Here is a 13585-nt window from a genome sequence, read left to right as displayed (position 1 = left end):
CGTAGGGGTATTCAGCGAGCATCGACCGGCGGTACCCCGCCGGTCGACGGGACACGATCAAGCGCTCTGACGCTCGTTCCAGGCGTCGGAGTGGATGATGTTGCCGTCCTTGAAGGTCCAGGTGATCTTCTCGTAGCGCAGCTCAACCTGTTCCAGGTGGTTGTGCTTTTCCTTGGACGGGTCTTTCACGTCGTGCATTTTCGGCGCGACTTTGACGACCTTGACGTTCTCCAGCAGGGTGTTGAAGTACTCGACTTCCTGGCCGGCGTCGTCGATGCGATACCACTTGAACTCCGCGCTCTTGAGGGTTTGGCCGGTGCTCACAGCCTTGTACAGATAGGGGCTGGAGGCATCGATTTCCTTGGTGAAGTTGAACGGCGTATGGATGCGGGCGCCGGTCAGCTTGCCGGTGTTGTTGTCGGTCGGGATGTACAGGCAGTGATCCTGTGCCACTACCTCGACGCTACCTTCGCGCTGTTGCACGTCGACCGAGCCCTTGATGTCCGCACCACCATCGTCTTTGAGCCACAGATAAACTGGAATAGCCATGTGAAGTTCCTTCTACAGATGCACATTCGCCGACGGCTGTTGCCGCGGCTGGGGTTGGCCGCCGGATACCTGAGTCGAGAGCGCGCAGGCTCCCGACTCAGGCACCAGGCGGATGTCGACCCGGCGGTTGGCTGCTCGCCCCTCCGGGGTTTCGTTACTGCTGACGGGTTGATCTGCACCGAAGCCCTGGACGGCGAAACAGCTGTCGGGAATGTCGCCCATCCGTTGCATCCAGTCGCGCACGGCAGCTGCACGGGCGCGGGACAACAACAGGTTGCGCTTGGGATCGCCAGTGGCATCGGTATGACCGGCAATCACGATCAACCAGCCCGGCTGGGCCTTGATGTCCACCAGGGCATTGATCAGCACCTTCGCCGAACCGGGCTTGAGCTCGGCGCTGCCGCTGGCGAACAACGACAGGCTGTCCAGGCGGACGGGATCAGGAATGTTCGCCAGCACCGGCTTGGGCGCCGGAACGCGGTGAGCGGCGAGCGCGGCCAGCACCGGCGGGCGAATGCGTGCGGCGCTGTACAGGCCAAGCCCCAGCGAGAGCGGTTCACCTTCACGGTAATGGCGATCCAGCGTCGCCGCATCACGACGCAGAACGGTGACGGCTTGCTCACGCAGCTGATGTTCAGGTTGCTCCAGGGTGGTTGGTTCGGGAATCGCCTGGTATCGCCGCAGATCGTCGCTCACCTGGCGCACCAGCAGGCGGTTCTGCCAGGCCGAGCTGCACAGTGCAATCACGGCAGCGAGCACGAACAGCCACAGCCCACGTACCACTGCGCGGCGAGCCGGCGTGAGACTCGTCTGCTGCGGCAACAGGCTGAGGAGCGGATCGGGAAATGGCAGCGACGCCGCACCGGGTGCTGGCGTAGAGGGTTCAAGGGCGGTCCTTTCGTGCATCCACTGCGACCACAGGTTGTCCGGTGCATTGGCCATGGCGCCGGCGGCCAAGGTCATGGCGCAGGCGACGGCTGGGCAGCGCGCGTCGCGCGAGTCATGGGAGACCAGATGCGGTAATACCGACTGGGTCAGCCAGTGCCCCAGGCTTTCGATTTGCACGCAGGTGCGCAGGCGCGCAGAGCGGCTCGGCAGGTCCGTGGCGCGCTGCTGCCACTGCGCCATCGATAGATGGCTTGTGTCTTCACGCACGGACAGGCCCTGTTGCTCCGCCTCCCAAGTGAACCAGTGACTGTCATCGCGTGAAGATGACAGGTAGCTGCACAGCAGGATCGGCAAGGCCACCCCGCTTCTGCGGATTCGGCAAACCTGATGCCGGAAGGTCTGAATCGCTCCGACGAGCTGGGCGTTGTCTCTTTGCTCGGCGGGATTGACGATGTAGAGCACCGCCAGTTGGCCAACCCAATGCGGACGATGGGCCAGCAGGTAGTCGATGATCGTGGGCAGTCGATCCAGGCTGGGAACCCGGACGTAGCCACCCTGCTCAGTGACACACAGCGCCAGTTGATCGTCCGGCACGGCACCGAACAGCGAGTGCAGGCCATCACCACAGACAGCGACCAGCGGATGGCGGTATCCGTCCGCTGGCAGCGCACTACCGGGGGCCAACAGCAGTGCGTGGCGTTGCCACGAGGCAGTTCGCCCCGCGAGCAGCCAACCTGAAGCCACCAGGGCAATCACCGTAAGCGCCCACAGGGTTTGCGCGACCCTGGAAAGCGGCAGGATCGCCAGGATCAGCACGAGGCCCAGCGCCCCGGCCCAGAGCCAAAGAGCACGTGTTCCTTTGAGCGGCGTGGCCATCGCTAGACCTGACCGGACAACAGCGAAGTGACGGTATCGCCGAGTACTCGGTGCAATACCAGCCAGAGGCCAACCAAGAGCACCGCAGCAGCCGTCAGATGTAACCAGGGAAGGCTGAGCCAACGGCGCCAACTGCCGCCACGGACGCTGACCAGTTGCGGAGTCGCTCCCGCGGTGGTGAAGGGCTCAACCTGTTCGCCGAGGGCCGCCAGCAATTGCTCACGCTCCGGTGCGCTCTCAATGCGATAGCGTCCCAGGAAGCCCAGCATCAGAACGCGCTGGTAGCAGGTCAGGACTAGCAGGTCGGGAGCAGGTTCAGCCAGGGCTTGGCGCATGTCCTCGTAGAGTTGCTCACCTGCCTGGTGACGGTTGAAGAAATGCGCCTGCAGCGGCTTGGCCGCCCATACCGCGTGCGCCTGCGTCGAGGCATGACGCAGCACGGTTTCATCGAGCAGTGCGCACTGCGCATAGCCAATCTGATTGACTGCGCGTTGACTCACGCCGGCGCCGATCAGACTGTTGCGACACTGCTCGACTTGCGCCACACAATGCTTCCACAGCTCTTCGCCATCCTTGGGTGCGGCCTTCTGTTGCAACTCCACGACCAGCAGGTAGCTGTCCTGCAGCAGGACATCGATATCCACGATTGGTGATTTTCCAGAGGCCTTGGTCATGAGCGCAGCACCGCGAAAAGATCCAGCTGGACGTCTCCGAGCGTGCCGGGGACGTAGAGGGCGCAGGTACCTGAAGCCAGCATGTCGCGTGCTTTGGGATGGCTCAGGTCAAGGGCGAAGTACAGATTGCCCAGGCGCAGCGGAATCGCTGCCGGTACGTGGCCGAGCGGCACCAGCGGTATACCGTCGAGGGCCACGTTGACGAGATGGTCGACATCGTCCGGAGCCCCTACCTTGCACAGGCGGGGGAACTGGCTCTGTACCTGAGCTGCAGGCAGGCTGGAACGCACCGACAGGTAGAAATCGACACCCTCGGCATCGCGCAGCCGACCATCGTTCAACACCACTTGCCAACGGTGTGCGTTGGGATGCTCGAGATCCAGTGCAATGACGCGGGACGGCAGGCTGGCCTCGAGCAGGTTGGAAATCAGCGTGAACAACGGTGGGAAGACCGCTTCCAACTGCTCATGCCGATAAGCCGGTATCGCGCCGATGTCGTGTTCGAGTGAGAAGGTGAGAAGGCTTCCCGCCAGCTTGATGAGCTCCAGGTACACCACCTCGGGATGCCTTGCCGGCTGGGCCAGCAGGTCAGCCAGTACTGGCTGATAACTGTTCAGTGCGTTGAGCAGCCAGAACAGCGAGACATCGGCCACCGCGAAGTCGGCCATACGCTGGTTGTTCTCGCGGCGCATACCCATCAGGCGGCTGCGTTTGGCGGCCAACTGAGTCATCAGGTTGTCCAGTTGGCTGAGCAGTTGCGGCTGGGCATCGAAGCTGAGCAGCGGCGGGACAAACTGCTGATCGAGCGTCCAGCTGCCCTGCACGTCGCGGACCACACGCGCAACCGGACAGGTCAGGTACTCGGCGTTCTCATCGCTGTCCAGGCGCAGGGACAACACGTGCTCGAGCACGGCAATGGATTGGCTCTCATCACCGAAGAGATCCTGCACCTCGCGCCAGTCTCGACGATAACGTGTCGGTTTGGAGGCTTTGCCTTCGTCGAGCAGGCAGTTGTCGCCGTTGGCATGCTCGAGTGGTAGCGACAGCAGCAGCGTGACGGTAGAAATGCCCTCCTCCGTCAGCCGGCCTAGCTCCAGTGCCGGCGGCAGGCGGTCGGATGCATCACTGTCGATCAGCGTGCCGTCCGGCATCCGCACCCGCAGACGCGTGGCCTTGAGCTTGCCAAGCCTCAGCGCGTCCAGATCGAACGCCGCAACCTGCACGCCCCATGGGTGAGCGCGTGAGAGACGTGCCAGGCATTCATTCGTCCAGGCCTCCCACCGGGCCTGCTGCTGGAATTGCTGCGGGGACAGCAAGGCCCCCGCGCCCCACAAGGGAAGGTCGATTTTCATGGATGGCTTCCGTGTGAACACTCAGGCTTTGGCCTTGGGCATCTGCGAGACCAGAGAGAGGTTCACGTCCATACCTTCCACCTGGAAGTGAGGAACGGCATAGAGCTTCACACGGAAGAAGCCTGGGTTGTCCTCGATATCCTCTACCGTGACCTTGGCATCACGCAGTGGGTGAGAAGCCTGCAGGTCATCGCTGGGGTCCGTCATTTCGGTAACCAGGCCACGAATCCAGTTGTTCAGCTCCAGCTCGAGGACTCGACGATCCTTGGTGGTGCCAATGTTTTCACGCTGGATCAGCTTCAGGTAATGGGCAATGCGCGACAGCAGGAAGATGTAGGGTAAACGCGCGTTGATGCGGCTGTTCGCCGTCGCGTCCGCGGTTTCATAGAGCGCCGGCTTCTGCGCGCTGTTGGCACTGAAGAAGCATGCATAATCCCGGTTCTTGTAGTACGACAGCGGAATGAAACCCAGGTTGGCGAACTCGAACTCTCGCGTTTCCGGGATCATCACCTCGGATGGAATCTTCACCTGGTTACCGGTGCCCAGGTCGTAGAGATGGATCGGCAGGTCGGTCACTGCACCGCCGGCTTGCGGCCCACGAATTTGCACGCACCAGCCATTGTTGATGAAGCTCTTCACCATGTTGGCAGCGAAGGCGAACGAGGCGTTGGTCCAGAGATACTTGTCGTGATCCGGCCCCTTCACACGCTCGATGTAGTTGAAACTGCGCACCGGCACGGTGTCAGGGCCATATGGCAGGCGACCCAGCACGCGCGGCATGGTCAGGCCGATGTAACGGGAGTCATCGCTGTCGCGGAAGGACTTCCACTTCAGGTATTCGGCGCGGTCAAAGTAGTTGCCGATGTCCCTGATCGCTGCGACCTCCTCCATCGACTCCTTGCCGAAGAAGGCCGGACCGACTGAGCCAATGAAGGGCATGTGTGCGGCGGCGGCAACCTTGGAGATACTGCGCAGCAGCGCGATGTCCTGCGGACCACGGCCAAATTCGTAGTTGGAGATGGCGGCGGCTATCGGCTCGCCACCGGGTGTGTCGTACTCATTGGTATAGGTATGAACGTAGAGTCCGCTCTGGGCGATTTCCGGCGCGTCCTCGAAATCCTGTACCAGGTGTTCCTTACTGATGTCGAGCAGCTCGATGCGCACGTTGCGACGAAAATCGGTCTTATCGATCAGTGACTTGACTCCACGCCAGGTCGACTCGACGCGCTGGAAGTCTTCATGGTGCATGATGGCGTCCAACTGGCGACTGATCTGCTGGTCCAGAGAGGCAATATGCTCATCCAGTAGCGTCTTATCGAGGCGCTCGACTTTCTGAGAAGACTGCTTTAGTAGATCCAGGAAAACACTGACCGCTGCCGTCACGCGCTCATCAGCTGAGGCTTCGGAAAGCGCGTCAGTGTTTTGGTAAACCTCGATATCCGACAGTTTCGATACCGGGCTGAGATTGATCTTCTCGAACAGGCCGGCATAGATGCCCTGGCCTTCGTGAGTTACAGCACTTGCGCTTCCTGTAGGCGCACCCGTTCCTTGCGCAGACGCAGACATAAGTCACTCCTTGATATTAATTAGCGGTCTTGGGGGCCAACTGGGCCAGCTCGTTGCGCAACTTGTCGCTCAGAGCGTCGTCCTTGAGGATGCGCTCCAGCTCTCGGCGGAAGGTGGCGTTGTCGAGCAGGTTGGATTTGAGGTCGCGCAGCAGATTACGCATGGCCAGCATTGCGCGTAGCTCAGGAACCTGACGAGCGACTCGCTCAGGCTCGAAGTCCTTCATGTGACGGAAGGTCAGATCGAGAGAGGCGTCAGAGCCATCTTCAACGAGCGTATTGGGCACGACCAGTTTCACGCTCGGGTGAAATTCGGCCAGTACGCTGTTGAAGTTATTTTTGTTGATATCGACTTTACTTCGCTCAGACAACGGGCGCTGCTCCCGGCCATTGCTGTAGTCACCCATGACCATCAGTTTGAGCGGTAGCTCGACCTTCTTCTGCGCGCCGCCGGTATGCAGGTCAAGTTTGATATTGACCCGTGCTTTTGGAACTTCATTCTGAAAACTGTCGGATGCCATTGTGGTCCTGCCTTACAATTCCCTTGTTGATGCAAGCACGCTCCGCTATGGGCGATAGTCGATGCGCGCAATGACCTGAACCGCTGTCCAGTGAGGTTTTGTAAGCGAGAGGCGCTCGGCGTTCTATAGGACTTTTCTTAAAAGCAGCATCGCCAGAACGAGCTGCCACGCATGCGGATGTCTGAGTAGTGGTCACATTCATCACCGAGCTTGCGCGACTTGTCGTCGAGCTTGGCCTGTCGGACCTGAACACCGGTAAATGGCACGGCGGGTATCGCCGGCAGGTGATGCGTCCAGGCGCTTGAACACCCGCTTTTTCATCGCTGAACCAGCACGACAGAGGGTCCCCATGGACACAAACGCCGCGCAGGCTACGGCTTTGCTGGCTGCCAGGACGTAAGGAAAAAAGAGCAATACATGGCGCGCAGTCAACGTGGATCATCTTGCACACAACACCCTCGCAAGCCTCGTCCAGCCTGGCCTGGAGCCGGGAAGTCCAACAGTTGTTTAACGCTAAGCATCTGAGTTGAAAACACTTTTCTTGCAATTAGCGGTTGACAGCCAGGCTTCTGACTGTAGAATGCCGACCCACAGACGCGGGATGGAGCAGTCTGGTAGCTCGTCGGGCTCATAACCCGAAGGTCGTAGGTTCAAATCCTGCTCCCGCAACCAGCTTCACGAAAAGGCCACTCGATGAGTGGCCTTTTTGCTTTGACGAAAAATTAACTTTTTCGATCAAACGAAACAAATCGATTGACAAGATCTTAAGCAAGCGTAGAATTGTCGACGCGGGATGGAGCAGTCTGGTAGCTCGTCGGGCTCATAACCCGAAGGTCGTAGGTTCAAATCCTGCTCCCGCAACCACCTTCAGATAAAGGCCACTCAATCGAGTGGCCTTTTTCGTTTCCGCCCTCTGACCAGTACTGGTCAAGCGTATGATCCGCCGCTAGAATTGCGCACTTTTTGATCAGAGGCGCCACCCAGGCGCCCTTAGAGGTTAGCCCGCATGTCCACCGCCACACCGAAAGTCGGATTCGTCAGCCTTGGTTGCCCGAAAGCGACCGTTGACTCCGAACGCATCCTGACCCAGCTGCGCATGGAAGGTTACGAGATCGTACCGACCTACCAGGATGCTGATGTGGTGGTGGTCAACACCTGTGGCTTCATCGACAGTGCCAAGGCCGAATCGCTGGACGCCATCGGTGAGGCGCTGGCCGAGAATGGCAAGGTGATCGTCACCGGTTGCATGGGCGTGGCCGAAGACAGCATCCGCGACGTGCACCCGAGCGTGCTGGCCGTCACCGGCCCGCAGCAGTACGAGCAGGTGGTCAACGCCGTACACGAAGTCATCCCGCCGAAGACCGAGCACAACCCGCTGATCGACCTGGTGCCGCCGCAAGGCATCAAGCTGACCCCGCGCCACTACGCCTACCTGAAGATTTCCGAAGGCTGCAACCATACCTGCAGCTTCTGCATCATCCCGTCGATGCGCGGCAAGCTGGTCAGCCGTCCGGTGGGCGATGTGCTCAGCGAAGCCGAGCGCCTGGTCAAGGCCGGCGTGAAAGAGCTGCTGGTGATCAGCCAGGACACCAGCGCCTACGGCGTCGACCTGAAGTACAAGCTGGACTTCTGGAACGGCCAGCCGGTGAAGACGCGCATGCTCGAGCTGTGCGAAGCGCTGTCGTCGATGGGCGTGTGGGTGCGCCTGCACTACGTCTACCCCTACCCCAACGTCGATGACGTGATCCCGCTGATGGCCGCCGGCAAGCTGTTGCCGTACCTGGACATCCCCTTCCAGCACGCCAGCCCGAAAGTACTCAAGTCGATGAAGCGCCCGGCCTTCGAAGACAAGACCCTGGCGCGCATCAAGAAGTGGCGCGAGATCTGCCCGGAACTGACCATCCGCTCCACCTTCATCGTCGGTTTCCCCGGCGAGACCGAGGAAGACTTCCAGTACCTGCTGGACTGGCTGACCGAAGCGCAGCTCGACCGCGTCGGTTGCTTCCAGTATTCGCCAGTCGAGGGCGCACCAGCCAACGACCTGGGTCTGGAAGTAGTGCCTGATGACGTCAAGCAGGACCGCTGGGAGCGCTTCATGGCGCACCAGCAGGCGATCAGCTCTGCGCGTCTGCAGGCCAAGATCGGCCTGGAGATGGACGTACTGATCGACGAAGTGGACGGTGAAGGCGCCGTGGCCCGCTCCTGGGCCGACGCCCCGGAGATCGACGGCAGCGTGTTCATCGACTCCCCCAACGTCAAGCCGGGCGACAAGGTGCGAGTGCGCATCGTCGATGCCGACGAGTACGACATGTGGGGCGAGCTGGTCTGACCGACCTATCTCCTGAAAAGCCCCGCAGCATGCGGGGCTTTTTCTTTCCCGGCACCACAGCTTCTTGCCGGTACAATGACCTTCTTTTTGTCGAGCCCAGTCATGAGCGAAGCCACCCGTCTGTCCAAACGCGTCATCGAGCTGTTCGGTTGCTCGCGCCGTGAAGCCGATCTTTACATCGCAGGGGGCTGGGTGACGGTGGACGGCCAGGTGGTCGAAGCACCGCAATTCAAGGTCGAGGATCAGCGCGTCGAGTTGCACCCCGATGCCCGCCTTGATCCCGTGGAGCCCGTCACCCTGCTGGTGCATGGCTCGACGGGCTGCAACGCCGCACAGTTGCAGCACTTGCTGGTGCGCGAACGACACTGGGAAGAGGACCCGCACGCCCAACGCGTCCTGCATGGCCACTTCCTGCGCCAGGAGCAGAGCCTGCCGCTGCAGACCGGTGCCAGTGGCCTGATAGTGCTCAGCCAGGACTGGCGCACGCAACGCAAGCTGCGCGAGGACGCCGCCAAGCTGGAACAGGAATACCTGGTCGAGGTAGCCGGCGAAGTGCCCGCCAGCGCACTGGAACGCCTGAAGAAAGGTTGGCTGCACAAGGGCACGCAGTTCCCGCCCTGCAAGGCCAGTTGGCAGAGCGAACAGCGCTTGCGCTTCGCGCTGAAGAATCCGGCTCCTGACCTGCTGCGGCAGATCTGCGCGGCGTTGGGCCTGAAAGTGCTGGGCATGAAGCGCATCCGCATCGGCGGCGTACCCATGGCCAAGTTGCCGGTCGGGCAATGGCGCTATCTGGGCGAGAAAGAACGATTCTGAGACCGTGTTAGGCTGTGTCCGTCACGCTCTGGAGACCACCATCATGCGTACCCTGCTCCTTACCGTACTGCTCGCACTGAGCCTGCCCGGCCTCGCCGCACCTGCGCCGTTCTTCCTCTGGCAGAGCAAGGTCGATGGCCACCTGACCTGCGCTCAGGTCAGCCCTGGTGAAGGCTGGATTCGTTTCACCGGCCCATTCCGCGATGCCGGCTGCCGCGTGGCTTACGACGCCCCCGTCAACAGACGCTAAGCAGGACGCCATGCAGCATCTGGTTTCTCCGGTCGGTATCGTTCGCTCCTGTTTCAAGGAAAAATTCGCCATTCCTCGCCAGCCGCACCTGGCGCCCGCCGCGCGCGGCGTGCTGGAGCTGCTGCCACCTTTCGATCAGGGCGAGGCCGTGCAGGGACTGGAGCAGGTCAGCCACGTCTGGTTGCTGTTTCTCTTTCACCAGGCACTGGAAGACAAGCCGCGCCTGAAAGTGCGCCCGCCGCGCCTGGGCGGCAATCAGTCAGTCGGCGTGTTCAGCACACGCGCCACCCACCGCCCCAATGGCATCGGCCAATCGGTGGTACGCCTGGAGAAGGTCGAGCCGGGCCGTCTGCACCTGTCCGGCATCGACCTGCTCGACGGCACCCCGGTGCTGGATATCAAGCCCTACGTGCCCTACGCCGATGCCGTGGCCGATGCCCGCAACGACATGGCCGACGCGCCACCTTCACTGATTGCCGTGGACTGGCAGGACGGCGCGCTACACCTGGCGCGCCAACACGCGCTGCGCCTGGGTGAACCCTTGGTGGAACTGATCGAGCAGTGCCTGGCGCAGGATCCGCGCCCGGCCTATCAGCAACCGCAGCCCGAACGGCGCTATGGCGCGTGCTTCTGGGATCTGGACGTGCACTGGCACTATCCCGAGCCAGGGCGTATCCGGGTGCTGGATATGCAGATGGCACAAAGCACGGCCTGACCGAGCCAAGCCTTCGCAGCAGCCTCTCTTCTCTTCAGCGCGATGGATTGAGCGCCAGCCTATCGGCCTCAATGGCTTCCTGACGCTCGATCAGCGGCTCCACCAGCGGCCGGCTGGCGAGGAAATGCGCGGTTCGCGTATGCGCCTCGAACGCGGCCTCGTCGACGTACACCTCATACAGCCAGACCCGATCGGGGTCGCTGCGATCACGCATCACGTCGAAGGTCAGGCAGCCCGGTTCATCGCGCACCGAGGCAGCGGCGTTGACGCGCATGGCATCCATGAACGCATCGAAACCACCCGGTTTGAGTTGGGTCTTGAGCAATAGCACGTACACGGCAAACTCCAATATGTTTTATATTTGAAAAATAATTGTATACATATTGGAGTGCAAAAAGATGCTCGAACGCCCATCTCGTCTCAATGGCTTGCGCCACCTGGCCCTGCTGGTACCCAACCTGGAAGCGTGCGAGCGCTTCTACGTAGACGTGCTGGGCATGCAGTTGCTGCACCGCGCCAACGAAGACCTGGTCTACCTGACCTGCGGCAACGACAACCTGTCGCTCGGCCGCGCGTACGCCGAGAGCCACGGCGTGCCCCTGGTGGATCATTACGGTTTCATCGTCGACAGCGTCGAGGAACTGGACGCCTGGTACCAGTACCTAAAGGCACGCGGCGTGACCTTGCTGGACCGACCCTTCGACCATGGCGACGGTGCACGCAGCTTTCACCTGCTGGACCCGGCCGGTAACAAGGTCCAGCCGCTCTATCACCCTGCAATCTCGGGCCAGCGCTTCACCCTGCCGCAAGCGTAGCGACCGCGTCGTAGGGGCGCCGTGCGCACCACCGCTGCTGACGTTACGTGCCAATGGAAGCGATCACGGCAAGCGCTCGCATGGGAATGCTCCGCAAGAGCTGGTGCGCACAGCGCACCCTACGTCCAGCAGCGTTCAGATTCAGGTGCGGAACTGCCGCACCAGCTCCTGCAGCTCCACGCCCAAACGCGCCAGCTCGGCGCTGGACGCGGCAGTCTGCTCGCTGGCAGTGGCGCTCTGCTCACCGATGTCTCGTACGCGAGTGACACTTTCGTTGATCGCGTCGGCTACCGCGCTCTGCTCTTCGGCGGCAGCGGCGATCTGCTGGTTCATCTGCTCGATGGTGCTCACTGCCTGGGTGATGCGCCCCAGTGCGTCGCCAGCCTCGCCCGCCAGCTCGACGGTACGGCGAGTCAGATCACGGCTGCTGTCCATCTGCTGCACGGCGCCCTTGGCCATGCGTTGCAGGCCGGCGATCAGGCTCTCGATCTCTTCTGTGCTGTCCTGAGCACGCTTGGCCAGCGCGCGAACCTCGTCAGCGACCACAGCAAAACCACGGCCCTGCTCACCTGCACGCGCCGCTTCGATGGCCGCGTTGAGCGCCAGCAGGTTGGTCTGCTCGGCGACGTTGCGAATCACCTCCAGCACACTGCCGATACGCGCACTTTCCTGATTCAGGTCGGCGATGGCCTTGGCCGACTGTTCCACTTCACTGGCCAGACTGTCAATCTGATCCACGGCCTGTTGCACCACGCGATTGCCCTGTTGTGCCTCCAGGTCGGCATCACGTGCGGCCAGCGAGGCCTGCTCGGCGTTCTGCGCCACTTCCTGCACGGTCGCAGCCATCTGGTGCATGGCGGTAGCGGTCTGCTCGGTTTCAAGCTTCTGCGTCTGCACACCGGCGCTGGTCTGCGCGGTAATGGCTGACAACTGCTCGGCAGCCGCAGCGATTTGTCCGACCCCACCGCCAATGCGGCCGACCAGATTGCGCAGGCTGACAGTCATGTCCTGCATGGCAGCAAGCAGCTGCCCGACTTCGTCACGGCGATCCTGCGGGATGTCCTGGCTGAGATCGCCGGCGGCGATGCGCTGTGCAAAACCTACGCTCTGGCGCAGCGGTGCCACGATCAGACGGGTGATCAGCAACGCGGCGCACAGGCCCAACACCACGGCGGCCGCGCCCATGATGCCCAGCAACACCAGCGCGCGCTGGGAGTCGGCGAGCATGCGGGTCTTGGCACTTGTCTGGGCTGACTCGGCCAGATCGACGACCGAACGTGCGCGCTCGATCATGGCCTTCTCGGTGGCCAGGTTCTGCTCGCGAAGCTGTTGGTAATAGAGAAAGGAACGCTGGTAAAGGGTCAGCGCCTGCAAAGCGGTTTCAATGGACGCTTTCTGATCGTCCTCGAGCCAGACGGTCAGGCTGCGGGCGACGGTCTGCAGATCCTCGCTGACGTACTCCCACTCTTCCAGCGCTTCGGGCGAGCCGTCGATGATGTACAGACTTTCCTGGCCTCGCAGGTCGAGCATGCGCTTGCTCAGACCGGATGCGGTTTCCGCCAGTGTCAGCGGGTCGCTGCCGCGCAGCCGGTCACCCTGCAGACGCAGCTCACGCACCGCGTCGTACATGTCCAGCTCGATCACTTCGAACTGGTCGCGCGCTTCGGCGGCGGCACTGCGCATGTCCTGCCGGGCCTCACGAGCCTTGTCCTGCTGCTCGACATAGTCGTCGAACTGCTTCAGGTACTCAGCGGCTGCCTGTTGCATGGTTTGCACGCGCGTACCTTCGGCAGCGTCGCTGCCCAGCTGTTCCACCATGTCCTGCACCTTGAGCAGGCTTTCGCGGACGCGCTGTGCACTCTCGGGGCTCTGCTCGATGGCAAAATTGCGTTCAAGACGACGCGCCTGGAGGATCTCCTGGTTCACCTGCGCCAACTCCCCGACCTGCTCATGCCCATGCAGCACCGCCTGAACGGCGAGGTACCCGCTGACCGTCATGGCAGCAGTGAGCAACAGCACCAGGCCAAACCCGATGAGAAGTTTCTTGCCTACGGCAAGGTTGGCGAAAAAGCGTGCGGCAGGCTTGAACATAAGGGGCGACTCCGGTTCTTCTTATAGAGCCACGTCTCGTGAACGCGGCCTGGTCGGAAGGTGAGGCAACTGCTGTGCCAGATCGAACCCCAGATATCGGCAGCAAAGGCGCCCGGCTTGAGTGCTGGCAATTCGCCAATACATGGC

The 13585-nt window shown here is 61.7% G+C and carries 13 protein-coding genes, 2 tRNA genes and 1 pseudogene; 7 read left to right on the top strand and 9 right to left on the bottom strand.

Going from position 1 to position 13585, the window contains the following annotated elements; translation table 11 throughout:
• Positions 1-57: 57 nt before the first annotated feature.
• From H3221_RS16310 to tssB, 6 genes are read right to left on the bottom strand one after another with little or no spacing between them, the layout of a single operon-like run.
• Positions 58-549 carry an Hcp family type VI secretion system effector gene (locus H3221_RS16310; protein ID WP_192981007.1) on the bottom strand — a complete coding sequence of 164 codons (492 nt, stop codon included), beginning with the start codon at positions 547-549 and terminating at the stop codon, positions 58-60.
• Positions 550-561: 12 nt separating this feature from the next.
• Positions 562-2313 (bottom strand): OmpA family protein, encoded by a 1752-nt coding sequence (locus H3221_RS16305; protein ID WP_196474603.1) that lies wholly within the window; start codon positions 2311-2313, stop codon positions 562-564.
• 2 nt (positions 2314-2315) lie between these two features.
• Positions 2316-2987 (bottom strand): type VI secretion system protein TssL, short form, encoded by a 672-nt coding sequence (gene tssL / locus H3221_RS16300; RefSeq protein ID WP_196474602.1) that lies wholly within the window; start codon positions 2985-2987, stop codon positions 2316-2318.
• The gene (gene tssK / locus H3221_RS16295; protein ID WP_196474601.1) at positions 2984-4339 is read right to left on the bottom strand and encodes a type VI secretion system baseplate subunit TssK; all 1356 of its coding nucleotides are present in this window, start codon (positions 4337-4339) and stop codon (positions 2984-2986) included. Before tssK ends, tssL begins: the two co-directional genes overlap by 4 nt.
• A 21-nt stretch (positions 4340-4360) precedes the next feature.
• The gene (gene tssC / locus H3221_RS16290) at positions 4361-5905 is read right to left on the bottom strand and encodes a type VI secretion system contractile sheath large subunit (RefSeq protein WP_196474600.1); all 1545 of its coding nucleotides are present in this window, start codon (positions 5903-5905) and stop codon (positions 4361-4363) included.
• Between the two features lie 16 nt (positions 5906-5921).
• A complete protein-coding gene (tssB, locus tag H3221_RS16285) occupies positions 5922-6425 on the bottom strand; it encodes a type VI secretion system contractile sheath small subunit (protein ID WP_196474599.1) in 504 nt (167 codons plus the stop codon).
• 595 nt (positions 6426-7020) lie between these two features.
• On the opposite strand from tssB, the gene H3221_RS16280 reads away from it, so the two are divergent.
• From H3221_RS16280 to tsaA, 6 genes are all read left to right on the top strand, one after another.
• Positions 7021-7097 (top strand) — tRNA-Met (locus tag H3221_RS16280).
• A 115-nt stretch (positions 7098-7212) separates the two neighbouring features.
• Positions 7213-7289 (top strand) — tRNA-Met (locus H3221_RS16275).
• Between the two features lie 142 nt (positions 7290-7431).
• Positions 7432-8754 carry a 30S ribosomal protein S12 methylthiotransferase RimO gene (gene rimO, locus H3221_RS16270; protein WP_003461779.1) on the top strand — a complete coding sequence of 441 codons (1323 nt, stop codon included), beginning with the start codon at positions 7432-7434 and terminating at the stop codon, positions 8752-8754.
• Positions 8755-8856: 102 nt separating this feature from the next.
• Positions 8857-9567: an rRNA pseudouridine synthase gene (locus H3221_RS16265; protein ID WP_196474598.1), complete on the top strand. Its 711-nt coding sequence runs from the start codon at positions 8857-8859 to the stop codon at positions 9565-9567.
• A gap of 43 nt (positions 9568-9610) precedes the next feature.
• A complete protein-coding gene (locus tag H3221_RS16260) occupies positions 9611-9817 on the top strand; it encodes a hypothetical protein (RefSeq protein WP_196474597.1) in 207 nt (68 codons plus the stop codon).
• Positions 9818-9827: 10 nt separating this feature from the next.
• Positions 9828-10532, top strand: coding sequence for a tRNA (N6-threonylcarbamoyladenosine(37)-N6)-methyltransferase TrmO (tsaA, locus tag H3221_RS16255; protein WP_160020252.1), 705 nt, complete (start codon positions 9828-9830; stop codon positions 10530-10532).
• A gap of 34 nt (positions 10533-10566) precedes the next feature.
• On the opposite strand, the gene H3221_RS16250 is transcribed toward tsaA, so the two are convergent.
• Positions 10567-10869: a putative quinol monooxygenase gene (locus H3221_RS16250; protein ID WP_196474596.1), complete on the bottom strand. Its 303-nt coding sequence runs from the start codon at positions 10867-10869 to the stop codon at positions 10567-10569.
• Positions 10870-10930: 61 nt separating this feature from the next.
• On the opposite strand from H3221_RS16250, the gene H3221_RS16245 reads away from it, so the two are divergent.
• Complete coding sequence (locus H3221_RS16245) at positions 10931-11347, top strand: VOC family protein (protein WP_196474595.1); 417 nt, start codon at positions 10931-10933, stop codon at positions 11345-11347.
• Positions 11348-11488: 141 nt separating this feature from the next.
• On the opposite strand, the gene H3221_RS25870 is transcribed toward H3221_RS16245, so the two are convergent.
• Complete coding sequence (locus tag H3221_RS25870) at positions 11489-12352, bottom strand: methyl-accepting chemotaxis protein (protein ID WP_397428077.1); 864 nt, start codon at positions 12350-12352, stop codon at positions 11489-11491.
• Positions 12347-12532, bottom strand: a pseudogene (locus tag H3221_RS25865) (HAMP domain-containing protein); the annotation flags it as partial. The pseudogene H3221_RS25865 and the gene H3221_RS25870, both read right to left, overlap by 6 nt.
• Between the last annotated feature and the right edge of the window lie 1053 nt (positions 12533-13585).

The sequence above is a fragment of the Pseudomonas chaetocerotis genome (assembly GCF_015712105.2).
Lineage (GTDB): Bacteria > Pseudomonadota > Gammaproteobacteria > Pseudomonadales > Pseudomonadaceae > Aquipseudomonas > Aquipseudomonas chaetocerotis.
The sequence above is the reverse complement of the archived record's forward strand: the minus strand, read 5'-3'. Positions and strand labels throughout refer to the sequence as shown.

Bases quoted from the DNA above. Each gene is read 5' to 3' on its own strand.
- H3221_RS16265 (WP_196474598.1), top strand. From the start codon at position 8,857: ATGAGCGAAGCCACCCGTCTGTCCAAACGCGTCATCGAGCTGTTCGGT.
- rimO (WP_003461779.1), top strand. From the start codon at position 7,432: ATGTCCACCGCCACACCGAAAGTCGGATTCGTCAGCCTTGGTTGCCCG.
- H3221_RS16310 (WP_192981007.1), bottom strand. From the start codon at position 549: ATGGCTATTCCAGTTTATCTGTGGCTCAAAGACGATGGTGGTGCGGAC.
- H3221_RS25870 (WP_397428077.1), bottom strand. From the start codon at position 12,352: ATGACTGTCAGCCTGCGCAATCTGGTCGGCCGCATTGGCGGTGGGGTC.
- tssC (WP_196474600.1), bottom strand. From the start codon at position 5,905: ATGTCTGCGTCTGCGCAAGGAACGGGTGCGCCTACAGGAAGCGCAAGT.
- tssB (WP_196474599.1), bottom strand. From the start codon at position 6,425: ATGGCATCCGACAGTTTTCAGAATGAAGTTCCAAAAGCACGGGTCAAT.
- H3221_RS16260 (WP_196474597.1), top strand. From the start codon at position 9,611: ATGCGTACCCTGCTCCTTACCGTACTGCTCGCACTGAGCCTGCCCGGC.
- H3221_RS16305 (WP_196474603.1), bottom strand. From the start codon at position 2,313: ATGGCCACGCCGCTCAAAGGAACACGTGCTCTTTGGCTCTGGGCCGGG.
- tssK (WP_196474601.1), bottom strand. From the start codon at position 4,339: ATGAAAATCGACCTTCCCTTGTGGGGCGCGGGGGCCTTGCTGTCCCCG.
- tsaA (WP_160020252.1), top strand. From the start codon at position 9,828: ATGCAGCATCTGGTTTCTCCGGTCGGTATCGTTCGCTCCTGTTTCAAG.
- H3221_RS16245 (WP_196474595.1), top strand. From the start codon at position 10,931: ATGCTCGAACGCCCATCTCGTCTCAATGGCTTGCGCCACCTGGCCCTG.
- tssL (WP_196474602.1), bottom strand. From the start codon at position 2,987: ATGACCAAGGCCTCTGGAAAATCACCAATCGTGGATATCGATGTCCTG.